Genomic DNA, 23,989 nt, shown 5'->3' on the forward strand with positions numbered 1-23,989 from the left:
ATCCCCTTTGTTGACATGATTAAGTTCATCTTAACAGATGTCTTTTTTCGAATGTCTACTTAAAGGGGATAATACCAGCTGGCTTTTCACTTTTTAGTTATCCACTTTTTCACCTTTAGCTTTTCAGATATTTCTATACTCACAGATTTACGTGTGCAGCTCATCCATTAGCTTTGTTTTTGTAGCTTTTGCTTTTTCGCCTCCTTGATAATCCGCAGTGCGCGAGCGCGTGTGACTTTATTGGGACTTTTCAATTGGCGGTAAGCGGTAGCTGTATCTGTTTTTGCCATAGTTAGCGACCTCCATTCGATTTGGAAAGATGAGCAGATCAGTAAAAATTCAAATGATCTACTTCTATTTATTATTAGTAATTATTACGATTAATTTACATTTTAAATGATAACTATTCTCACTGTCAACTATGCAAGCTCAATCGATTACATTTCCCCCACTTCAATTTGCACAATGTCATACTCTCTATCTACACTATTAAATGTATTTATATTATATTTGCGTATTTCGCTATTACTTTCCGATCATTCAATAGACTGACTGTATAGATTGACTTCCATCCATACTACTCACTATAGGCTTCATGCTGTATGCTCGTCTCGCATACAGGCTTGAACAATAAAATACCTGTATCGGTAACTAGCACCGTATACAGGTATTTTCATATCATCAAAAGTTAACTTTAAACCACGCTGCCGCTGCATGTACTTCAGATGCAGTCAGCTGGTGTCCGTTATTTTCCCAGTGCAATTCCACATTCGCTCCAGCACCGGATAACAGATGACCCAGTTCTTCACTTTCAGCACGCGGTACGATAGGATCATTAGTGCCTGATGCCATAAATACCGGCGTACCTGTCAGATCAGGCAGTTCAATGCTGCGAAGTGGAACCATCGCATGATGCAAAATCGCTCCGCGCAGAGATTGTTTATCATGAAACAGCAGGCTTGCCGCGATGTTCGCACCGTTTGAATAACCAACAGCTACGATATTACGACGATCAAACCCATATTCCGTTGCTGCTGCATCCAGAAACGCATTCAGTTCGTGGGTACGAGCAATCAGATCTGGCTCGTCAAATACCCCTTCAGCAAGGCGACGGAAAAAGCGGGGCATGCCGTTCTCCGATACATTTCCGCGTACACCTAGCACCGAAGCCGATGGTGCAATCAGCTCAGCGAGTGGCAACAGATCACGCTCATTTCCTCCTGTGCCATGCAATAGTAGCAATACCGGTTGATTCGGGTCTGTACCTTGTTTGAATACATGTTGCATCGTTGTTGTCATCCTAATAGCCTCCTTTATATTGATCCAATCCTAGTCGGACGTAAATACGTTGTATATCCTATGCCGTAGTTATATGATAGCTCTCGCCATTTATATGACCGCTATTACTGATTATGACAGCGAACGAACTTCAATCGGCAGCAGATTGCTTTCGATCAAGTCGCGCTGTGGCTCATACCATGCTGGCAGCATCAGTTTGCCACCGAGTGCCTCGGCTGATTCATCATTGGCAAAGCCTGGTGGATCGGTCGCAATCTCAAACAGAATGCCCCCGTCTTCACGGAAATAGACAGCGTTAAAATATTGGCGGTCGATCACCGGTGTCGGCTGGAAGCCTGCATTTGCAACTTGCGTACGCCATTGTTCATGCTGCTCAAAATCAGTCGCACGCCATGCGATATGGTGAACGGTTCCTGCGCCGCCGATGCCGCGTGGCAACTCGCGCGAATTTACATCAATGATATTACCGATATCGCCAGTGGCACGGAACCGTACATATCCATCTTCTTCTGCTATACGTTCCAGACCGAGTACATGCTCGACCGTATGCAATGTGCGCTCTGGTCTTGCACTGAACAGCACACCACCGCCAAAACCTTTAATCGCCTGATCTGCGGTAATGTCTTCCCATTGCCAGCTACTTACTGCGCCTTCTGCCCGCTCTGCCAGCTCAATTCGCAATCCATCGTAATCTGCAAAACGAAGCAGTTCTTCACCGAAACGGCTAACCTTTTCCACATGAACACCGAGTCTGTTCAACCGTGCTTCCCAAAATGGAAGTGAACCCGTTGGAACAGCGAATACCGTAATTCCCAGTTGACCGCTACCTACAGCACCACGACGTGCACCTGGCTGCGGGAAAAAAGTAACAATCGTGCCTGGCGCCCCTGCTTCATTGCCAAAATAAAGATGATACACATCCGGTGCGTCAAAATTAATCGTTTTTTTCACCATCCGTAAACCTAGAATACCGGCATAAAAATCGACATTGCGCTGTGGATCAGTAACAAAAGACGTAATATGGTGAATACCTGCTGTACGAAGTTGCATGATGTTCAGCTCCTTTTTTAGATGAATGATAGTATCGTTTGTTAGGATGTAAAGATGGGTCGATGCCTTCCTATGTCTACATTTCATTTTGCTGTTAAATGTTAATTATTAACTATAAATCAGGTGACTATTAATCAGTGTAAGATTGTAAATTCATATTCTGCGCTTGTGGAAGAGCATGCCATTCTTTGCACGCAATCCTTGTCATGATTAACTTCATATCCTATAAACCGGATATTTGAACATAAACATATAGCTATACTTTTGAATGGCTTAACGGCGTTTACATAACCGCCTGATTTTAAATATCTTTAATTATAGATATTATCTAGTTCTTATTATAGCCAATTTATTTGTAAAAGAAAGTCATATCAGCAAATCTCTCGTGAAAGTACAACTAACTAACTTTTAGTAAGTTTTGATAAAGGTTTTAACCTGACTATTTGCTGTACAGCTGGCTGTTAAGACTAGCTGTTACGTCTAGTTGACGCACAGCGTCTGCTGCGTTTTAATCTGACAGTCTACTTTACAGCTTATCTTAATGCAAAATCCAAATACAAAAAAGCCAGCCATCAGCTTCACTGATCGTACTGGCTTCCTCGTAGCAAGCAGGTAGGGTTCGGGTTCGGGTTCGGGTTCGGGTTCGGGTTCGGGTTCGGGTTCGGGTTCGGGTTCGGGTTCGGGTTCGGGTTCGGGTTCGGGTTCGGGTTCGGGTTCTAGGTCTGAGTTCAGTCACCGCCATAGTCTACTTTGCAGCCATCATAGTTTTGGTACTCTGAGCACGAGCACAGGAATCTACAATGATCTTCTACTCCGTAGATTCCTGTACAATACCAGAGTCCGTCACTTTATTCCTTATCGCAGTGGTCGATGCCGAGCTTATTCCTTCCCACAGTAGTTGATGCCCAGTACAAACCGTTTGCATACACACCCTAACCCCCTAATTGAATAGCCTAACTACCTACTAGATTAGTCTTCATGCTTGTACAACTCTGGACGACGATCAGCAAAGACAGGAATGCGCCCACGCACATCATCAGATAGCTCCAGATCAATCGTTGCACTCACGATGCCTTCCTCTTCCCCGCCTTCAGCGATAATCTCGCCCCACGGATCGATAATCATTGAATGTCCGAAAAATTCACTTTTCTCATCCCGTCCAACACGATTACAGGCAATCACATACATCTGATTTTCAATCGCTCGTGCGGTAAGCAAGGTGCGCCAGTGGTGCAGACGCGGATTCGGCCACTCTGCCGGTACAAACCATACTTTTGCCCCTGCCAACGCAAGTGTACGCGCCAGCTCAGGGAAACGAATATCGTAGCAGATCGACGCGGCTGCGGTAACCTCTCCCAGCGGAAACAATGCCAGTTGCTCACCGGGCTGCATAAATTTCTCCTCGTCCATCAGCTTGAACAGATGGATTTTGTCATAACGCGTCAGCTGACTGCCGTCAGGTCCATACGCATATAATGTATTGTAAAATCCGCTACTGCGCTGTTCTGAGATCGAGCCACCTACAATCGTAATTTCATAATGAGCTGCCGTCTCGCTTAACCAGCGACAAATGGCACCATTTTCCGGTTCGGCGATTCCATCTAGCCGATCAAGCGCATAGCCCGTATTCCACATTTCAGGCAATATGATCACATCCGGCTTGGGCTGAGCCTTCATCGCTTTAGCGATCCATTCCCCAGCACGTTGCTGATTATGCTGCGGATCAGCGAGACGGATATCCATTTGCAGCAAACTAATATGGTATTGTTGTGAAGCCATCGTTCATCGCTCCTTGCGTATCCTAAATGAATTGATTGATGATCCATTACTATCGTAGATGAGGTAGCACGTAGTACATTCTTGATAACGGCTCTTCATTAGATAACCATTCTTACTTAAAGAAACATCCTCATTCAAGAACCGCCCTCATTGTATAATCGCTCAACCGATTCGTCATCTGCTCGTACAGATCAACGTATAGAGTGAACATTATATTTTGATTATCATAGCCTTCACACCTGTGAAAAAGCAATACTTCTATCCTTTCACTTATATATGCCTTCACCTTTTCCCCTCCACTCTCTATGCCAATCGGAAAAATCGTGATAGATTAGGATAACTATGTAGAAGCATCAAAAGTCGACCATTCAAAATTGAACGAACCGGAGTGATGAATACGATGTCCAATGTAAACGAAGCTGGCGTGTCCGCCTTTCCGATTCGCCCTGCCGCGATGATGAATGAGCTGCCAGAGCAATTTTTCGCCAAGCTGGTGCAGGATGTGAATCGGCAAATTGCCGCAGGTCATGACGTGATCAATCTCGGTCAGGGTAATCCAGACCAGCCGACCCCACCTCATATCGTGGAAGAGCTACGCGAAGCGGCTAGTAATCCGCAATATCACAAATATTCTCCGTTTAGCGGTTATGCCTTTTTGAAAGAAGCGATTGTGCAACGATATCAGCAAGATTATGAGGTAGAGCTTGACCCGGAAACCGAAGTCGCCATTTTATTTGGCGGCAAAACAGGCTTGATCGAAATTAGCCAGATTATGCTGCAACAGGGCGACGTATGTCTTGTGCCTGATCCAGGTTATCCCGATTACTGGTCTGGTGTAGCGCTGGCAGGTGCAGAGATGAGCTTTATGCCACTTACCGAACAGCAGGCGTATTTGCCAAACTATAGCGCGATCGCACCAGATGTGCTGGAACGTGCTAAATTGATGTTCCTCAACTATCCGAACAATCCGACTTCGGCTACCGCTCCGCTCTCGTTTTACGAGGAAACGGTCGCTTTTGCTAGAGCGCATGAGATTGTCGTTGCGAGCGACTTTGCTTACGGAGCGATCGGATTTGATGGACAAAAGCCAGTCAGCTTTCTGCAAGTTCCCGGCGCGAAAGAAGTGGGCGTCGAGTTTTATACGCTATCCAAAACGTACAATATGGCTGGCTGGCGCGTTGCCTTTGCCCTCGGTAATCGCGAGATCATTCGTTTGATCAATCTGATGCAGGATCATGTGTATGTAAGTCTGTTTGGCGGTATTCAAGCGGCGGCAGCACGGGCGTTAACCGATGATCAGCAATGTGTAACCGATCTGGTGGCACGTTATGAGTCGCGTCGAAACGCCTTTTTTGAAGAATTGGAGAAGATCGGCTGGTCAGCCGAAGTGCCAAAAGGCTCCTTCTTCTGCTGGCTGCCTGTGCCTGAAGGAATGACCTCACGTGAATTTGCGACGATTGTGCTGGAACAAGCGCATGTGGCGGTCGCACCAGGTATCGGCTTTGGCGAAGGTGGCGAAGGGTACGTGCGCATCGGTCTGCTCACCTCAGAAGAACGTCTGCGTGAAGCGGTGCAGCGAATTGGTAAACTGAACTTATTTGCCTGAGTGAGCAGCGGTACTGGTTCTGTTGACGTGATCAAGCCGCTTGCCCAAAAGTAGCTTTCGCTTAAACGTAAAGTTGCAAGTGATGACAATCGATGATTTTACCCCAACAGACAGCGCTTTGGTTTAAACATCTAAACATCGCGGTAGACGTGACGGGGACCTACAACAGAGAAGGCTACTACTATAAAATCTAAAGTATATATCGCATGTACAATTATTAAATTTCTATTGAACGCTGGCGCGGTACTTGGCAAAAGTCCAAGTCCGTGCTATCCTAATCAGCAACAACAATTAATGCAATGACGGGAATAGTAAGCAAATCAAGCGGCGTGTATAGAGAGTGAATTCCGGAGGCTGAAAGGATTCACCGCCAGCTCCTGCCGAACCTGCCCCCGAGCTTCCGGCGCCAAACGTCGGACGGTCTTCCCACCGTTATCCGGGCACGAAGCCGGACAGCTCTGGGCTGTCAATAAAGGTGGTACCGCGGAAGTTCAGACTTTCGTCCTTTGTATTCAATATGAATACGTGGACGGAAGTCTTTTTTGTTGTTATGCCAAAGGAGTGAATCAACATGGAACATCAGCGTATTGTCGTGAAAATCGGCAGCAGCTCGCTGACCGGCCCACAGGGCGGATTAAATCATGAGACGGTTGCCTTTTTTGCCTCAGAAATCGCTGCATTGCAGCAACATGGACATTCGGTATTGCTCGTCACCTCCGGTGCAGTCGCTGCCGGATTCCGCGAGATCGGCTATGTGACCAGACCGAAGCTATTGCATGAAAAGCAAGCGGCCGCTTCGGTCGGACAAGCATTACTCATGCGTGATTACCAGCAAGCATTTGCCACACATGGTTTGGTCAGCGCACAAATTTTGCTCACACGAGGTGACTTTACACACCGTAAGCGTGCTTCTAATGCGAGCATGACGATCGAAGAACTGCTTAAGCAAGATGTCATCCCGGTCATTAATGAAAATGATACCGTCTCTGTCGACGAACTCAAATTCGGCGATAACGATACATTATCTGCACTCGTAGCTAATCTGGCACGCGCATCGCATTTGCTCATTTTGACCGATGTGGATGGATTGTACAGTGCAAATCCGAGCAAAGATCCCGATGCGGTTCGTTATGATCGAATTGATGAAATTACGGACGAAATTTATGCAGTCGCAGGCGGTGCGGGTTCGGCGGTAGGAACAGGCGGCATGCGCTCTAAAGTCGATGCAGCCAAAATCGCTACCCGTGGCGGTATTCCCGTGTTCGTTGGACGTGTAACCGAAACGGGCGATCTGCTGGCAGCAGCACGCGGTGTCGGTAAAGGTTCGTATTTTGCCACTCATAGCGCTTCGCTGCCGATGAAAAAGCAATGGCTCGGCTTCCTCAGCGTTCCGCTTGGCACACTCGTTGTGGACGAAGGCGCGGAAAAAGCATTGATCGATAATGGACGCAGTTTATTACCGGTCGGCATTCGTCAGATCGAAGGACAATTTCATGCCGGCGATGTCGTCGAAGTGCACAATCTGCAACGCGAGACACTCGGACGCGGAATCGTTAACTATGATCACGATCAATTACAGCAGATTGCCGGATTGCCAAGCAGCCGCATCGCGACAACACTGGGTCTCGATTATATTCAGCATTTGGAAGCGATCCACCGTGATGAGTGGATTACATTGTAAATTGCAGGTACGTTTAGCTGCTCCAATCCTATCCGCTGGCACGGGTGCTTCTTCAAATGAATTATAATGTAGATCATTGTAGATCATTGCCATGACTCTACTGCTAATATGACTATGCTGTGGTAGCAACTGCTCTGTACGCATACGTTGTAGGGTAAATAACGCTGAGCATAAATGATAAATATACACACGATCATTATTCCGCCCCAGGGCGTCAGGAGGTATACACAATGACTGAAATGAGTGAAGTTGTACAAAAAGCAACACTGGCGAGCAAAGCCGCATCTCCCCTTGCCAGCATTACGACCGAAGATAAAAACAAAGCACTACTTATGATGGCAGATGCACTCGTCGAGCAAGCAGACGTTATCATAACTGCTAACAGTGAAGATATTGAAAATGGGCGTGCTAACGGTACATCTGAATCGCTGCTGGATCGTTTACGTTTGGATACGAAACGTGTCGGCGATATCGCCGCAGGCTTGCGCCAGATCGTCGAATTAAATGATCCAATCGGTGAATTGCTGGAAGTGATCGAACGTCCAAATGGACTGCATATCGAGAAAATCCGCGTACCGATCGGTGTGATCGGGATGATTTACGAAGCCCGTCCTAACGTGACCGTTGATGCCGCAGGACTTGCGTTAAAAACCGGCAATGCCATCGTATTACGCGGCGGCTCCGCAGCACTGGCGTCCAATCGTAAAATCGTTGAAGTGCTGCATTCCGCGTTGGAGCAATCTGCGATTCCTGCCGATGCACTGCAACTGATCGAAGATTCCGACCGCGCATCCGTTAATGAACTGATGCGTCTGAACGGACTGATCGATGTGATCATTCCACGTGGCGGCAGTTCACTCATTCAAAATGTCGTACAAAACTCCACCGTACCTGTTATCGAGACAGGCGCTGGTATTTGTCATACATTTGTCGATGCTTCCGCTCTAACGCAAATGGTCAACGAGATCGCGATCAATGCCAAAGTTCAGCGTCCATCCGTCTGCAACTCGATGGAAACGTTGCTCGTACACGCCGATTATGATGTAGCCGCATTCGTACAGCTTGCCGAGCAACTGCGCGAACAGTATAAAGTGGAAATTCGCGGCTGTTCCGCTACATTAGAGCGTCTGCCGTGGGCAACGCTGGCAACCGAGCAGGACTATGCAACCGAATATAATGATTACATTTTAAATGTGAAAATCGTCGATTCACTGGGTGAAGCCTTACAGCATATCGCTACGTATAGCACGAAACATTCGGAATGTATCGTAACCGAGAATGCGTCCCATGCTGCACGCTTCATGCAAGAAGTTGACGCCGCCGCCGTCTACCATAACGCTTCCACTCGCTTCACCGACGGCTTCGAATTCGGATTCGGCGCCGAAATCGGCATCAGTACGCAAAAACTGCACGCCCGCGGCCCAATGGGATTACCATCCCTCACTTCAACCAAATACAAAATCTACGGCACCGGTCAAATTCGCAGCTAACTCCATCAGCAACTGCACATCATTCCGAACCGATCTGTGACATAGAATGATCTGTATGTTAGTAGTGCATCTGACATTCGTCTTTAAAGTATGCGCCAAACGGAAAGTTCATTTTCCAGATAGATCGAAAGCTCTTCTTTAGCCAGATAGATCGACAGCTCTTCTTTAATAGAAAGGAAAGATAATGATGAGTCATCCTTCAACACAACACGCATTAATTGAACAATCGATCTGCTTCTACGGAGCAGGCTCAATGGCAGAAGCTATTTTACGCGGGCTGGTCAATCGCTCGGTCGTCATTCCGGGTCAGGTGACGATGCTCAATCGTAACAATCAAGATCGTCTGAACTATTTGATTCAGCGCTACGGCGTGACGGTCGTTAGCAATGAGACGGATCGTGACGGGGCATTGCAGCAGGCTGGCATTATCGTGCTTGCGATGAAGCCGGTCGATGCGGCGGCTGCGCTTCGTCAGCTCAGTCCATTGCTGAAACCGGAGCAATTGCTCGTATCTGTTATTGCCGGCCTGGAAATTCAAACGATCCAGCACTTGCTTGGTAAGTCACAACCGATCGCACGGACGATGCCTAACACATCCAGCACGATTGGACTTGCCGCCACCGGCATCGTCTATTCGGATGAAGTGTCTGCCGAGCAACGCACAACGGTTCGCCGCCTGTTTGAAGCGGTAGGAACGGTAACCGAAATCGCTGAGCAGCAAATGGAAACCTTAACCGGTATTTCCGGCAGCGGCCCGGCTTATATATACTATATGATGGAAGCGATGATTGCAGCAGGTGTACAGAATGGTCTTTCGCATGAGCAAGCACGTGAGTTGACGATCCAAACGGCGATCGGTGCGGCACATATGGTACAACAAACCGGAGAAGAACCTGCGGAGCTGCGTGCTAAAGTTACTTCGCCCAATGGCGCGACGGCTGCTGCGATCAAAGTATTCGACGAGCACGAGATGAAGCAGACGATCATACAAGGTATTGAACGTTGTGCAGAACGCTCCCGCGAAATGGGGGCAGCATTAAAGGAGGAACTTTCATGAGCTATTGCATCGCAACGTATCGTTGCTACGATGAACAGGCCGATTTTCACAAAAAAGCGACTTCCATCGCAGTTGGCATGACGGTTGGTAGCTGGACCGAGCTGCCTGCTGCCAAACAAGCTTCGATGAAGAAACATCTGGGCGAAGTGATTGCTGTCGATGAAGCACGTTCCGCAACAGGCGAGCGCTATGCCGATATTCGCATCGCCTACCCGGATGTCAACTTCAGCAGCGATATTCCTGCTTTGCTGGTCACCGTATTTGGCAAAATTTCGATGGACGGACGGATTAAGCTGACAGATCTGGCATTTTCCGAACATTTCCTGAGTCATTTTAAAGGACCAAAGTTCGGTGTACCCGGTGTACGGCAACTGCTCGGCGTACCGGAGCGTCCACTGCTCATGAGTATTTTCAAATCCGTGATCGGTCATGATCTGGATGAGCTTACCCGTCAATTCAGTGCGCAAGCGCTTGGCGGTGTCGATCTGATCAAAGATGACGAAATTTTGTTCGAAAATGAATTAACTCCGATCGAGAAGCGTGTCGAAGCATGCCGTAAAGCTGCCGAAGCCGCACAAGCCGAAACCGGTAAAAAGGTGCTGTACGCTGCTAATTTGACAGGATCGACATTCCGTTTGCGTGAACAGGCGAAAAAAGCGATTGATGCTGGTGCAAGTGCACTGCTACTCAACGTATTATCATACGGATACGATGTACTCGCTGAGTTAAGCGCCGATTCGGATATTTCCATTCCGATCATGGCGCATCCTGCACTGGCTGGCGCGTACTATCCATCGCCCTATTACGGCATTTCCGCTTCCGTATTGCTTGGACAGCTGATGCGTCTGGCTGGCGCTGATCTAGTACTGTTCCCTTCGCCATATGGCTCAGTCACGATGCCACGCGAGGAAAATATGGCGATTCAACAACAACTAATCACAGGCAGTTTGCCATATAAGCATAGCTTCCCAGTGCCGTCTGCCGGTATTCATCCAGGTTTAGTCCCGCTCATTTTAAAAGACTTTGGTACCGAGGTGATTATTAACGCAGGCGGCGGCATTCACGGTCATCCAGGCGGTGCCAGCGCAGGCGGACGCGCATTCCAGCAGGCGATTGATGCGGCGCTGGCTCACACCTCACTGGCTGATTACGCCGCGCAAGGACATACCGAACTGGCACAGGCATTGGAGATCTGGGGTGGCGAGCGATGAACATGAAGCAACCGGTCATCTTTTGTGATTTTGATGGTACGATTACGAATTCGGACAATATTGTAGCGATTATGAAGCATTTCTCCCCTGCTGGCTATGAAACGATATTAAATGAAGTCTTTCATCAACAGCGTTCGATTCGGGATGGAGTAGGCGCGATGTTTGCCCTAATGCCCTCTTCGCAAAAACAGGAAATTATCGATTTTGTAATGCAGCATGCTGGCATACGTGCAGGCTTTGCCGATTTTCTCGCTTTTGTACGCCAGCAGGAGATTCCGTATTACGTTACAAGCGGTGGAATCGACTTCTTTTTGAAGCCACTATTGGAGCCGTTTGGTATACCGGACGAACATATCTTTTGCAATGGTGCCGACTTTTCCGGTGAACATATCGAGATTTTATGGCCGCATCCATGTGATGAGCATTGTAGTAATGATTGCGGCATGTGCAAAACGACCGTTATGCGCGAGTTCCCACCGGAACGTTATGAGCGAATTTTGATCGGCGACAGTGTGACCGATTTTGAAGGCGCGAAAATTGCCGATCTGGTCTACTCCCGTTCTACACTGACCGAAAAATGTCGCGAGCTGGGTGTACCTCATGTGCCGTTTGAAACTTTTCACGATATCATTGCCGACTTTCGACAAAGAATAGGAGCGATTCATTCATGAGTTTCGTTAATATCCCTTTAGAGCACAAACAAACGGTATGGCAAGAGCTGAGCGGCATTAAAGAACAATTTGCTGCCCGTCACTGGTTTCCGGGCACCAGTGGTAATCTGTCACTGCGAGTGGGTGACTATACACCGGATAGCTTCCATTTTGCAATTACAGCGAGTGGTAAAGATAAATCGGTGAGCACTCCTTCCGACTTTCTGTTCGTCGATCAGAACGGTCATGCCTGTGAGACAACGGCATTACGTCCAAGCGCCGAGACGTTGATTCACTGTGAAATTTATCGCAAAACTGGCTGTGGAGCAGTGTTTCATGTGCATACGGTATTTAACAATCTGGTCAGCGAATATTTCGGTGAGCAAGGTCAGGTTCCGATTCAAGGATTGGAACTGATCAAAGCATTTAATATCTGGGAAGAAAATGCCGCGATTACCGTGCCTGTGTTGCCGAATTATGCGGACATTCCACGGATTGCGGAATTAGTACCGGATGCGCTCAATCCGGCGATACCGGGCATCCTGCTGCGTGGACACGGCATTTATGCGTGGGGACAAAATGCGTTTGAAGCGAAACGTCATCTGGAGGCATTTGAGTTTATTTTCGAGTACATTTATCGTGATCTGCTGCTCCGTAAATAAGCTAGTCTTTTATATAGAAGGTAGTCCGGCTGTGGATCAGACCGGACTACCTTTTTTGTCTACTCGGCCATGTATGCAAATTGTTTTTGTTATAGCTGTGTGGCTGTTTTTGTGGTCACCTATATCACTCTGGGAAAAAATAAGGATGATCTCCCGGCTAACATAACAATCTACAGCATAGTAATGAAATGTAGATTCCTGTGCTCGGAAGATGTACAATATTTGGTTTCCGTAACATCCACTTTTTTATTGAACCCCCTGTTGGAAAATTGTTAACACTACAGGTCGTCCTTTCCCTTTATTTCCTTTCCGCAGTGAAATGCTGTTTATCCATATACGAGTTTACATAAACGCCCTACTATGAGCATACGCTGTTCGCCGAAGTTACCATCCTCTATACCTCGTAAACGGTGTAAATGAATGGTACTACTTTATTGATTGTATAAAAATGGAAAATAAACAGCACTGGTATAGGAATAAGCGAACATTCATCATATTATATTGTTAATCATTCGTCATTATAGCGGTGAAAACGCACAAAAAAGCCGACATCTCATTTAATGTCAGCTTTTTTTGTATAAAAATCAATTTTTATTATTGCCCTTTATTACAAATACCCGTATACTAAATTCAATCGTATAAAGCAAGCGATCACATTTCGTCATCTCTACATAACTTGACTTTGTTGCATTTGTTGCACAAAAGGAAGTAAAGACAACACACGAAACCCATTGTGGCAGCAATGGATTTCATGAGTATGCGTTATGCTATGATCTGTTCTTGGCCGATCAGATCAACGTACTTCTTATTTTTGTGGAACAGTCAGTTGGTAACCAGCAGGCAGCAGGTTGTTGGCAGCAACCAGCTCGTCTACAGTTACGCCATATTGAGCAGCAAGATCAGTCAGGCTGGCACCTTGTGGAACGACAACAGTGATTTCTTTTTTAGCTTGTTCAGTAGCAGTTGTCTCTTTAGGGGCAGCTGCTTCTTCTTTTGTAGCTTCTTCAGTAGCAGGCGTACCGAACATTGCTTGGAATTGAGCTTCTTGAGCTGCCAGGAAAGCAGCGTTGTTCGACATACGCTCTTCTTTGTCTTGACGTTTGTCATGGTTAGACTTTTCAACTGGAGCAGCACTTGCGCTGAATGGAGCGGATACAGCTACAGCACCGAAGCCTGCAACTAAAGCAGTAGATAATAGGACTTTTTGAATGTTCTTGTTCATGATTGGAATCTCTCCTTAGGTTATGTTTTTATATCATGTTGTTTATTACACCGTCTCAGGACGGCGCCATTTAAGTAAAAAAGCTGAGTTGATGACAGTAACGTATTTACGAATACGGATACGTAGAAAGCATCATACTGATGTATAAATATAAAACTTATGCAGCTTTTTTAATCATCCGGTACTTGTTTTAATGAGGGCAAAAGCTACTTTACTCCTATTTCAAATAAATTGCAAGCCTATCGAAATGACTATAATAGCATCAAAATGATTTTCTTCATGCTAATTGGTAATATATAACATTTAAATATAACGCTTACATTTTACATCCTCTTAATTCTTTTTTGAAATAAAGTGCATAATTTTTCACATTTTGTTTACATTTCAGTATGGTAGACATTTTCGTTCATCATTCTGTTACATCCTTTCTTTGTGTAATATTTCCTGACATAATTTATCAAAAACAAGCTAGCTCACTGTTTAAAAGCAGCTCTCTATGCCCATCATACGATCTATTTGCACGTCATAAAAGCTAGGTTGGATAGCGATCCAGTCTATAATCGACCTTTGGTATAATAATTAGCATAACTATTTATTTGCTATATAACTGGATTCTTTCACTCTTTCGGAAAATCATGTCACGTTCACCTACTCAATTTTCTCCATTCATTCGTTCATTTATTTGCTGTTTGTAAAACAAATCGTTTTTTCACAAACCTGACATCAAAAGTGGTCGCTTGCTCTCATCATGTTAAAATTGAATGATTTATTCCAGATATGTCATTTTAGTTATATTAAGCGCTAATATAAACCGCGTTGCATAATATACAACAAATCCGGTTTTTTATTCATTTTCTCCAAACATCCTTTTTATTATATAAATTGTATTTATTGTTAATAAAAAAACAAATAATACACGCTAATATTTCTTTAATTTTTTTGAAAATAATCTAATCCAACATACATTTCCATGTTAATTTTCGATGTTATGTATACTAATGATTATGTCACCCTGGCGATAAAATGAGCTGCAAGCGACCTATGATCACTTTATTATCAATCAAATTTTGACGCAAAATCGTTCGATTGTACATTTTTGCTTATGACTTTCTGTTCATGACTACCAGTTAGGATGTCTCCTTTTCGGATATAATCGTGCCTTCTACTGAGCAATCAAGCTACATAAATGAAGCTATATGGCTATAAATCTATCTATCTAAATGAATAGTTAAGTTTAGATGAAACGAGGGATACACGAAGTCGACTGTGTATCCCTTCCTTATACTAGCATTTATAATGATTCGGCATAACGAATTTCAATCCGGGACAATAACTCTTGGACTTGCTCTCTTGCCGCGATAGGTGTATCCGCTTCAACGATAATGTAGCCCAGCCGATCATCTGAACTGCGAGCAATATCAACAGTTGTGCCTGCTTCCGCCCCAATATGATACCGTTTCACTTGCTGATGATTGTTCAGATGCTCCAACCCGTCAATCGAATGCAGCGTTCCTTTACGATCCGCCAGCACATAGCCAATCGCGGAAGCATGAACTTTCTGTTTTTGAATATCAAGTGGCTCGGACAAATATTTACGGATCGTTTCGCGGAAAATATTAATGCCATACGCATGAATGATCAGATCGGACGTAATATTGTCACCACCTGGACGACCGTTCACTTCAATAATTTTCGCGCCTGTTTCCGTATATTTAAGCTCAACATGGGCCGGACCATTATGAATACCGAGCGCCAGCACCGCTTGCCGCGCCACAGCAATAATCTCCTCCCGTTGTTCCTGATAAATGGACGAAGGAAACACATGCAGCGTTTCCACAAAATAAGGTAGATCAGACGTATGCTTTTCGGTAAGTTCGGCAAATGCCACTTCCCCTTGATCAAGGAAAATTTCTACACTAAACTCCGGACCGGTCAAATATTCCTCAATTAAATACTCCTCGCGCACTTTAAAATCCATATACGTCGTTTTGAATTGACTCAGCTCGGCAAATGCGTGGCGTAGCACCTCTTCATTGTCCACAAAATATACGCCCTGACTGCTGGCGGCATTTGTTGGCTTGAGCACAACCGGATATCCGATCCGAGTTGCTGCTGCGATCGCCTCCTCCAGCTCGCTAACGACAGCAAATTGGGCACTTGGCACATGTTGCTGTGCAAATACCTGTCTTGCTCGATCCTTATTGCGCGCATTCAGCGCTGCCTCCGCCGATGTACCATGAATGCCCAGCCGCTCGCCCACTTCCGCCGTGACGGCAGAAGCGTAATCGGTTGCCGGAATGAGCGCCTGGAATTGTCCATCATACGGACTATTTTTAATCGCTGCATAAATTGATTCCGCATCCCGAATATCTGCGACGAGTAGATCATCATACCAGCCTTCATAACCGTATAGAGCAGGATTGTCTTTGGAAGAAACGATTACGACCGCTTCGCAACCGAGCGCTTTCGCCTCTTTCACAAAGTTAACACCATAAAAGCTCGGTTCCACAAAAATTATTCGTTTATTGGCCATCTGGTCGTCTCCTTTTTGGTCAAACTGTGAATACGTTCTGCGATTGCTACAAAACCGATCAATCCAACTCCCATCATCGCACTCATAATCAAAAAGCCATAATTCGCGCCAAAACGGTCAATGATGATCCCGATGCCGGACGAACCACCTGCCTGAATTAACAGCGATAATCCAGTCCATACCGCCATCGCACGCCCCATAAACGCCTTCTGCACATTTTCCATCAATAGCGTGTTCATCACAATGCGCAATGAAGAATTGCAAAGTCCAAGCAAAAAGCTGCCGGCGTACACGAGCCATACATATGGATTGGCATACAGCGCGAATAAATTGACAACTGCCAGCACAAAAAACAAATATACCAGCTGCTTATGAGACAGATTGACGATCAGCAGCGAGACGAGAAAACCAGATATCAGGCCGCCAATGCCATAAAACATATCCGCTAACCCGAATACGATACTATCGCTTTGCAAGCTAATATTGACATAAGCGGGCAGCACCACATTGTATAACATCGTTACGGCGAGCGGCACGATCGAGATGATCCCGAGCAGCAAAATCGTTTGCCGCTGCCACAAAAAGGTTAAGCCTGCACGAAAACTGTGCCAGAAGCTTTCCTGCTTCCCTTCGGTTTGCGTGTGCACAATCGATGGATAACGAATCGCTGCCAGCACGACACCGCTAATTAAAAAAACGGTAATATTAATGAGCAAAATGGCTTCAAACCCGTAAAACTTATAGATTACCCCGGATAAAGCACCTGCCGAAAACATGCCTACCTGTAAGCTAATCTCAATAAACGAATTACCATTGACCAGCACCTTTTCCGGCAAAATTTCCTGCACTAAACTGCGCGAAGCCGCCATATAGATCGTCCAACCGATGCCGTTAATGACGGCAAACCCGTACATGAGCGGCATACTGAATCCTCGCACCATAAATAATACCGCCAGCAATGCCAGCAACACAGCTCGCAGCACATACGTCCATAAAATAACTTTTTTTCGGTCAAAGCGGTCGGTAATAATACCTGCCAGCGGTGAAACGAGAAAACCTGCCAGCACGTTAAATGTGAGCAAAAAGCCAACATATTGATTGGAGCCGGTTTCGGTCATCACATACCAGTTGGCCCCGATCGTCGCCATCCCCACACCAAAACCGGAAATGACATCGGAAATTAGAAAGTTGCGAAACTGAGCATTTCTCAGTACGGATACGAACATAGCAAACTTCCTTTCCGAATATCGTGAATAAACGTGTACAGCCGTTCTTCCGTAAAGCCCAGATAGTCCAGTACATCCTGATGACTGCCACCGTATTTGGGCCACCGTTCATTCGGGGTGAACGCATATATTTGTTTGTGGGGCAGCAATAAGCTTAAATAGGAGCCAACCCCACCTGCACGGCGATGTTCTTCCAGCACGACAATCTGCTGTCCACTCTGTTCAATCCGCTGCAAATTAGTAATTAACGCTTGTTTATCCACATAACAGAGATGCACATGATTCCATTCGGGTTGTTGCCGCTTGATGCGAATAGCCATCTCGGTTGCCTGTTCACCGACCGAGACGAGCGCGATCGGTGCATCCTCATTCCAATTCCTATCGACGATCAGCTCATCGTCTTCTGCCAGTGAAGGCAAGCTGTCAAATGTATCGTTGCGAGATAAACGGATATAATAAGGCTCTGGCGAAGCGGCTGCTTCCCGGATCACACGGCGTGTCTCCTCTTCTCCATGCGGGCAGGCGATCCGAATATTTTCAAATGTCTGCATCACACCGATATCTTCCAGTGCGTGATGGGTCGTGCCAAACCAGCCGCCCGATACGCCGCCATAACAGCTGACGATTTTGATATTTTTACGCATATAACCGAGTGCCAGCTTGATATGTTCTGCACAACGCAGGGCGACAAATGGAGCAAAAGTCGAGAAAAATGGGGTAAAGCCTCCTTCTGCCAACCCAGCACTTAGATCGACCGCCGTCATTTCAGCAATGCCTAGATTGAAAAAACGATCCGGAAATTGCTGCTCAAATGGATGCTTTTTGCCGCCCAAATCCGCCTCCAGAGCTACAATTTGTGTATCCGTTTGTGCCAGCCGTGTTAATTCGTCTTTATAGGCGTCTCTTCCCGACAGTGTCATCCCAGCGCCTCCTTCCATTTGCAAGCTTGCGCACGGCTAATTTTGGCATAATGGGCTGCGGGGTTGCCTTCCATCGCTGCAATGCCTTTGCCTTTGATCGTGTGCGCAATGATCGCCAGCGGACGATTCGTCTTTACTTCCAGGGCAGCGGTAATCTGCTGGAGATCATGACCATCAATTTCGCGAACTTCAAAGCCGAACGAGCTAAATCGATCAGCAAGCTGGGGCAATGGAGAGATATCCTGCACAAGTCCATCATTTTGTCCGCCATTATAATCGACAATTTGTGTATAGGCATGCAGCTGTTTGGCAGCGATTACTTGTAATGCTTCCCAGCAACTACCTTCCTGCAATTCGCCGTCACCGCTAATGACAATGCTTCGTCCTTGCTCGCCGCGCAGCCGTTGCGACAATGCCCAGCCTGCCCCATATGCCGGACCATGACCGAGACTGCCGGTGGCAAACGGAATGTGCGGCAGCAGATAGTTCGGATGACCGGTAAACAGCGACTCCTTTTGCCCATAGCTGTCTGCTGGATTGTCCTGTAGCCAGCCGAGTACGTACAATGTACTGTACAATGCGGCTGCCGCATGTCCTTTGCTTAAAATGATGCGGTTGCGCTCATCGTTACCGTACAGAGCAAAGCTGGTCAATAGCACATCGATGACGGACAAACTGCCGCCGATATGACAACCGACCTCTGTGGCTGCCATATCGATAATAAGCTTACGCGCCTGGATCGTCTGTTCATGTAGCTTGTTCACTGTTGAAAGCATACACTTCCTCCTTAGTGGTCAGCTCCTTCTTCGTTGTCAGCGAGAACCAGGTTTGAATGCTGTTTAACAACACCTGACGGCTTAACCGCACTTCATCCACATTCACATATTCTTCATCGGTATGATCCAGACTGGCATCACCCGGCCCATAAGCGACCATCGGGATCGTCGTCCATGTCGTCGCCAGTGTGTTCATATCGCTGGTGCCTTTTTTCATTTGCAATACTAATCGATCCGGCAGCACACTACTTGCGCCCCGCACAAATGATTTGACCAGCTCGTCGCGCCGCGAATTTTGGTAACCCGGCGTATCGCGTAAAATGGTGATCCGGCTATGGGATGACTCCAATTGGGCAATCGCTTCACGATAACCCGATTGTGCCGCTGGCGATATGCGAAAATTCAATATCGCTGAAGCGTAATGCTCCCCGCCATCGATACCGGAACTCAGCTCAATCAGGGCAGATACATGGTCAGGATCATATTCTCCGATCTGCTGACGCAGCTGAGCGGCGAGTTGATAAATACGATCGATTGGACTGATGCTATCTTTACCGGCGGAATGCTGTTGTTTTTGCCTTACATCCAGCTTTAGCTTCAGCAGACCATAATAACCGAGCGTTAAATGGCTTGTGCCACTCGGCTCTCCAATAATGACCGCATCCGCCTGCACATGATCACGCACATAAAACGCTCCGGCAGACGAAGATATTTCTTCCTCTACCGCCCCAATCACCAGCACGCGAAATGGCGGTGGCACATCCAATTGCCTCAGCACCTCGATAAAATTGATCAGACTGCCTTTCGCATCCACACTTCCTCGTCCAGTCAACTGCATTGCATCCGCTGTACTGGGCCATACATAAGGCACGGTATCCATATGTCCGAGCAGCAGTAATGTGTGTGAGCCTTCGCCTTTACTGCATACAATATTGCCAGCGGCATCAATCGTCGTCGTAATCTGCTCTGAACGAACACGCTCACGCAAAAATTCAGCTAGCACCGCTTCGTCACCCGATACGGATGCAATGCTGATCGCCTGATGCAGTAGCTGCATATCTGCCGGCACATCCACTCCGCGCCAGAACCAGGTTTGGCCTGGTCCATGCAGCGTATGCGGCCCGGTAATTGCAATATCCGCCACTCCCTGCGCCAGCACCAGCTCAGCAGCGCGCAGCTTTTGCTTCATTCGTCCGGAAACGATAATCGGCTCCTGCTGCGGGTAAATATCGGGAATCGTCGATTTCGCATCTGCCACATCGCGCAATACACCTGCCGTCCCGGTCACAAAGCGCACATGACTCGCGCCCGTAGCTATCGCCAAATGGGCGGCGAGCATATCGGCATCAATATTAATATAGTTTGCGATCAACGGATCATAGATCGGCGGCGTTACACATACGACATCATATGCCTGTATAAGTTGTAACAGCAGCTCATGACGAGTTGATGTATAGCTGCCATATAACGAATCACGGACGATCAGCTTTTTGCCGTCTTTTCTAACTTTGAGCGGTTTGCCTTGCTTACCCTGCACCCAACCATGTGCACCGGCAACTTGCGCCAATACCGATAATCCGTATGCTTGCAACGCCTGACGAATCGGAGCCAAAATATAATCTTCATATGCCTGAATGATTTTGCCCATATCGGCTGGCGGACAATAACGTGCCTGATCGCCATTTTCCAATTCTACAAATTTAAGCGGCTCGTTCAGCTCAGCAAACTTTTGTTCAATCGCCTCTGCGCCTCCGCCGACCAGCAAAATTTTGGCACCACGACCGGACAATTCAGCGATTTCCGCAAAAATCGTTTGGCTGTTCACGATCGTGCTACTGCCCAGCTTGATCACATACAGATTGTTTATCACGGCCAGATTCCCTCCTGTTCTGTTATTAAACCGGTCGTTTCTGGAATGCCATAATACAGATTAGCGGCTTGAATCGCCTGCCCTGCCGCCCCTTTGAGCAAATTATCAATCGAGACAAGACTGAGACATTTGCCCTCTTTAACGATAAAGCCGACTTCCGCATAATTGGTGCCATGCACCGTTTTGAGCATCGGTCCGGGCGCAGCGTGACCGGAATAGCGGATAAACGGCTTGGAGCGGTACGCCTGGAAAAAAGCTTTTTTCACATCGCTTTCTTCCACACCTTGCTTCAATACCGAATAGGCACTCACGAAAATGCCGCGTGCAATATCCAGACTAAAGGCGGCAAAGGAAACATCCAGCGCATCGGAGCTATATGTATGCGCAATACGAGCGATTTCCGGCACATGCCGATGCTCAAACCCTTTGTGCAATCTAAAATTGTTTACTCGATCGGCATGCGTTTCACCGCTGCTTTTGCCTGCACCACTGGAGCCGGTTTTGGCATCGATAAACACATGACCTTCAATTAACGAATGCAGCACTAACGGATAAATCGCATATATGGACGCGACTGCCATACAGCCCGGCAAATTAACGACCGTTGCCTGCGGATTCACTTCCGATAGTTCTGGAATAAAGTAATGACTGTTCGCCTGCTGGGTCGTAGCGACTGATTTAGGATAATAACGCTCTAATACATTGTTATCCGTAAAACGATAATCACCACTGACGTTAAAAATACGCTTAGTATGTTGCAGCACATGCTCAAGCTGCTGCGGCAACACACCGGTTGGCAGCGCGGAAAAGATACAATCGTACTGCCCATCCAACTCGCTTAGCTTCGCATACGTCAGTTTCGGATTAACTTTACGATATAAAAACGCCTTATGCGTCTTCTCTACCAGAGTGCCTGCCTTCGACTCGGACGAAACAAATTCAACGCGAAACTGTGGATGGACGCTCAATAGCCGATACAGCTCGCCGCCAACAAATCCATTTCCGCCTAATATGCCGACTCTGTATACACTCATCCGAGCCGTGCATCCCGTTCATAAGGTGGCTGGCTGTTCAACTGACGGGCATAATCCGCGATCTGATCAATATGCTGATCCAGCTTTTTAAATGCAAGTTCATACGTAAGCAATTTCTCGTATTCAACAGGTGAGCGCAATTCTCGGCAAATGGCGAGCGTCGTGTTGAGCATATGCAACGTATGTGGAAAATGTTCCAACCCGTATGGCAACTCTTCCCCTTCATATAAATGAAATGGATATTGATTGCCAAAGCCTTTTCGATTAATAAACGGTAAATGACCCGGAATCGGTACATTTTGCCACTCACGGGCAAATACCCCTTCCTCCATCAAAATCGTTTGAATCGCTTCCTTTACCTGATAAGGAGGAATACCAGCAAATTGCGGCAGATCGACACGAAGCTGAATCCGAAACATATTAAAACTATGGGTATAGCCTTCTGGAATAAATGGCCCTTTGAATAAGGTCGTGGATTGCAAGGTCTCGATCAGATGATGGGCATTCCGCTGCCGAATCGCATCATAATAAGGCAAACGCTGCAACTGACTGATCCCAAATGCAGCCGCAATCCATGAGATCGTGTAGTCAATGCCGGAACGATCCAAAAACTGCCGGGCACGCACATAATCGGCTTCATGCTTGAAAAAGGCGATCCCGCCTTCGCCGCCGACAGGGAAATTTTTGTCAGCCATCAAACTTTGTCCGGCCGTATCGCCAAGCGAACCGCATAGCTGTCCATCGATGGAAGCGGAATGAGCATGGGACGCATCCTCGACTAGCTTCAATTGATACTGCTCGCATAGTTGTCGAATCGCCGGGATATTGGCAGGCAGACCATGCACATGAACCGGCATAATCGCCTTCGTCCGTGGCGTGATCAGCTTTTCGATCTCATTCACGTTCAGGCAATACGTATCGGGATCAATATCGATAAAAATCGGGATCGCTTTGGCAGCTACTACCGCCTGCGCGGTCGCGATAAACGTAAAGGCAGGCACTATCACTTCATCACCTGGCTCCACTCCTGCCCCGACCAGCGCCAGATGCAGACTTGATGTGCCGCTGGCAGTTGCAATTGCATAATGGGCACCGACATATTGCCGATACTGCTCGGTAAATTCGGCAATCACTTCGTCTGGCTGCTTCTGAATCGAAATCATCATTTGCAGCACATCTTCCTTCGTAATATTCGGAAATATCGTTTTGCGTCCGGCTGGAGCGAGTACAGCTTTGCCGCCATCAATCGCCAGCTGATCATGTGCCCATTGCTCCTGTGGCAATTCCAGTATATTCAGATTGAAATCAGTCTTCATGCTGTTTATCCCTCCGTAACAAGGCCAGTTTTACACATGCTCCCACTAACGGACTCAAGCGATAATTAAATTGCACACCCGGCTGGATATCCAGCTCCTGTTCCGTTTGTGTCCACATCGTGCGCAGATCAAATGCACCGAATATTTTTAACCGTTCCGACTTTTTATACAGCGTCTCGTCATTCGTGAGCAGTGCTGCCACAGGCCCGAACGATAATCCGGTAAAATTGACGATAATGACCTGCTCCTGACTATGCTGCTGCAACAATGTATCGAGCTGCTGCAAATTGTTCCAGTCGATCTCAATCACAATATACGGATGATGCAATCCGCTGACCGCAAGGATACCGAGCCAATCAACAAACCGACGTTCCTGTTCGGTTGCTGCTGCATGCAATGACGCTTGACTGCCATATACGAGATCTTGACCCCACAGTGCGCCATGAATGGCGCCTGTGAAGCTATTGTACAAATTCACATACGTTTTACGGGACAATTTGGACAGTGTCGCTTCCAGACCTTTTAATTCCTTCTCGTTTTTTTCGATGCTCATAATAATCCCGCTATTCAAGACACGGGCAAGCACAAATGAAATTGAAAAATAGTC

20 protein-coding genes and 1 other annotated feature are annotated in these 23,989 nt (G+C 46.9%); of the genes, 7 read left to right on the plus strand and 13 right to left on the minus strand.

Features of this window, described 5'->3' with window-relative positions; translation table 11 throughout:
• Positions 1-167 precede the first annotated feature (167 nt).
• The 4 genes from AAHF22_RS15130 to AAHF22_RS15145 all read right to left on the minus strand — a co-directional run bounded on the left by AAHF22_RS15130 (position 168) and on the right by AAHF22_RS15145 (position 4,128).
• Positions 168-290, minus strand: a complete 123-nt coding sequence (locus tag AAHF22_RS15130) for a putative metal homeostasis protein (protein ID WP_347325868.1) — start codon at positions 288-290, stop codon at positions 168-170.
• Positions 291-681: 391 nt separating this feature from the next.
• Positions 682-1,287: an alpha/beta hydrolase gene (locus tag AAHF22_RS15135; protein WP_347326060.1), complete on the minus strand. Its 606-nt coding sequence runs from the start codon at positions 1,285-1,287 to the stop codon at positions 682-684.
• Between the two features lie 123 nt (positions 1,288-1,410).
• Entirely contained in the window at positions 1,411-2,349 is a 939-nt protein-coding gene (locus tag AAHF22_RS15140) for a ring-cleaving dioxygenase (protein WP_347325869.1), read from the minus strand.
• 969 nt (positions 2,350-3,318) lie between these two features.
• Positions 3,319-4,128 (minus strand): carbon-nitrogen family hydrolase, encoded by an 810-nt coding sequence (locus AAHF22_RS15145; protein WP_347325870.1) that lies wholly within the window; start codon positions 4,126-4,128, stop codon positions 3,319-3,321.
• 400 nt (positions 4,129-4,528) lie between these two features.
• On the opposite strand from AAHF22_RS15145, the gene AAHF22_RS15150 reads away from it, so the two are divergent.
• The 7 genes from AAHF22_RS15150 to mtnB all read left to right on the plus strand — a co-directional run bounded on the left by AAHF22_RS15150 (position 4,529) and on the right by mtnB (position 12,485).
• Positions 4,529-5,734, plus strand: coding sequence for a pyridoxal phosphate-dependent aminotransferase (locus AAHF22_RS15150; RefSeq protein WP_347325871.1), 1,206 nt, complete (start codon positions 4,529-4,531; stop codon positions 5,732-5,734).
• 290 nt (positions 5,735-6,024) lie between these two features.
• Positions 6,025-6,244: a binding site (T-box leader), on the plus strand.
• A gap of 61 nt (positions 6,245-6,305) precedes the next feature.
• The gene (gene proB / locus AAHF22_RS15155; protein ID WP_347325872.1) at positions 6,306-7,415 is read left to right on the plus strand and encodes a glutamate 5-kinase; all 1,110 of its coding nucleotides are present in this window, start codon (positions 6,306-6,308) and stop codon (positions 7,413-7,415) included.
• A 239-nt stretch (positions 7,416-7,654) separates the two neighbouring features.
• Positions 7,655-8,905: a glutamate-5-semialdehyde dehydrogenase gene (locus AAHF22_RS15160; RefSeq protein ID WP_347326061.1), complete on the plus strand. Its 1,251-nt coding sequence runs from the start codon at positions 7,655-7,657 to the stop codon at positions 8,903-8,905.
• A 187-nt stretch (positions 8,906-9,092) separates the two neighbouring features.
• Positions 9,093-9,962 (plus strand): pyrroline-5-carboxylate reductase, encoded by an 870-nt coding sequence (gene proC / locus AAHF22_RS15165; protein WP_347325873.1) that lies wholly within the window; start codon positions 9,093-9,095, stop codon positions 9,960-9,962.
• On the plus strand, positions 9,959-11,173 hold the full coding sequence (locus tag AAHF22_RS15170; RefSeq protein WP_347325874.1) for a 2,3-diketo-5-methylthiopentyl-1-phosphate enolase: 1,215 nt from the start codon (positions 9,959-9,961) through the stop codon (positions 11,171-11,173). Before proC ends, AAHF22_RS15170 begins: the two co-directional genes overlap by 4 nt.
• Positions 11,170-11,844 (plus strand): 2-hydroxy-3-keto-5-methylthiopentenyl-1-phosphate phosphatase, encoded by a 675-nt coding sequence (locus AAHF22_RS15175; RefSeq protein ID WP_347325875.1) that lies wholly within the window; start codon positions 11,170-11,172, stop codon positions 11,842-11,844. The genes AAHF22_RS15170 and AAHF22_RS15175 overlap by 4 nt, the downstream gene beginning before the upstream one ends.
• The gene (gene mtnB, locus AAHF22_RS15180; RefSeq protein WP_347325876.1) at positions 11,841-12,485 is read left to right on the plus strand and encodes a methylthioribulose 1-phosphate dehydratase; all 645 of its coding nucleotides are present in this window, start codon (positions 11,841-11,843) and stop codon (positions 12,483-12,485) included. The genes AAHF22_RS15175 and mtnB overlap by 4 nt, the downstream gene beginning before the upstream one ends.
• Positions 12,486-13,290: 805 nt before the next feature.
• Here mtnB and AAHF22_RS15185 read toward each other — a convergent pair.
• The 9 genes from AAHF22_RS15185 to AAHF22_RS15225 form a co-directional block, all read right to left on the minus strand.
• Positions 13,291-13,707: a LysM peptidoglycan-binding domain-containing protein gene (locus tag AAHF22_RS15185; protein WP_347325877.1), complete on the minus strand. Its 417-nt coding sequence runs from the start codon at positions 13,705-13,707 to the stop codon at positions 13,291-13,293.
• 1,291 nt (positions 13,708-14,998) lie between these two features.
• Positions 14,999-16,240 carry an ATP-grasp domain-containing protein gene (locus tag AAHF22_RS15190; RefSeq protein WP_347325878.1) on the minus strand — a complete coding sequence of 414 codons (1,242 nt, stop codon included), beginning with the start codon at positions 16,238-16,240 and terminating at the stop codon, positions 14,999-15,001.
• The gene (locus AAHF22_RS15195) at positions 16,222-17,466 is read right to left on the minus strand and encodes an MFS transporter (protein WP_347325879.1); all 1,245 of its coding nucleotides are present in this window, start codon (positions 17,464-17,466) and stop codon (positions 16,222-16,224) included. The genes AAHF22_RS15190 and AAHF22_RS15195 overlap by 19 nt, the downstream gene beginning before the upstream one ends.
• Entirely contained in the window at positions 17,448-18,386 is a 939-nt protein-coding gene (locus tag AAHF22_RS15200; RefSeq protein WP_347325880.1) for a transketolase family protein, read from the minus strand. Before AAHF22_RS15200 ends, AAHF22_RS15195 begins: the two co-directional genes overlap by 19 nt.
• Positions 18,383-19,162, minus strand: coding sequence for a thiamine pyrophosphate-binding protein (locus AAHF22_RS15205; protein WP_347325881.1), 780 nt, complete (start codon positions 19,160-19,162; stop codon positions 18,383-18,385). The genes AAHF22_RS15200 and AAHF22_RS15205 overlap by 4 nt, the downstream gene beginning before the upstream one ends.
• Entirely contained in the window at positions 19,134-21,032 is a 1,899-nt protein-coding gene (locus AAHF22_RS15210) for a M20/M25/M40 family metallo-hydrolase (RefSeq protein WP_347325882.1), read from the minus strand. Before AAHF22_RS15210 ends, AAHF22_RS15205 begins: the two co-directional genes overlap by 29 nt.
• Complete coding sequence (gene argC / locus AAHF22_RS15215) at positions 21,029-22,066, minus strand: N-acetyl-gamma-glutamyl-phosphate reductase (RefSeq protein WP_347325883.1); 1,038 nt, start codon at positions 22,064-22,066, stop codon at positions 21,029-21,031. Before argC ends, AAHF22_RS15210 begins: the two co-directional genes overlap by 4 nt.
• Positions 22,063-23,382 carry a DegT/DnrJ/EryC1/StrS aminotransferase family protein gene (locus AAHF22_RS15220; RefSeq protein WP_347325884.1) on the minus strand — a complete coding sequence of 440 codons (1,320 nt, stop codon included), beginning with the start codon at positions 23,380-23,382 and terminating at the stop codon, positions 22,063-22,065. The genes argC and AAHF22_RS15220 overlap by 4 nt, the downstream gene beginning before the upstream one ends.
• Positions 23,372-23,935 carry a degT/DnrJ/EryC1/StrS aminotransferase gene (locus AAHF22_RS15225; RefSeq protein ID WP_347325885.1) on the minus strand — a complete coding sequence of 188 codons (564 nt, stop codon included), beginning with the start codon at positions 23,933-23,935 and terminating at the stop codon, positions 23,372-23,374. The genes AAHF22_RS15220 and AAHF22_RS15225 overlap by 11 nt, the downstream gene beginning before the upstream one ends.
• Positions 23,936-23,989: the final 54 nt, after the last annotated feature.

The organism is Paenibacillus wenxiniae (assembly GCF_039822605.1).
In the GTDB taxonomy this organism is placed as follows: Bacteria; Bacillota; Bacilli; order Paenibacillales; family Paenibacillaceae; genus Saccharibacillus; species Saccharibacillus wenxiniae.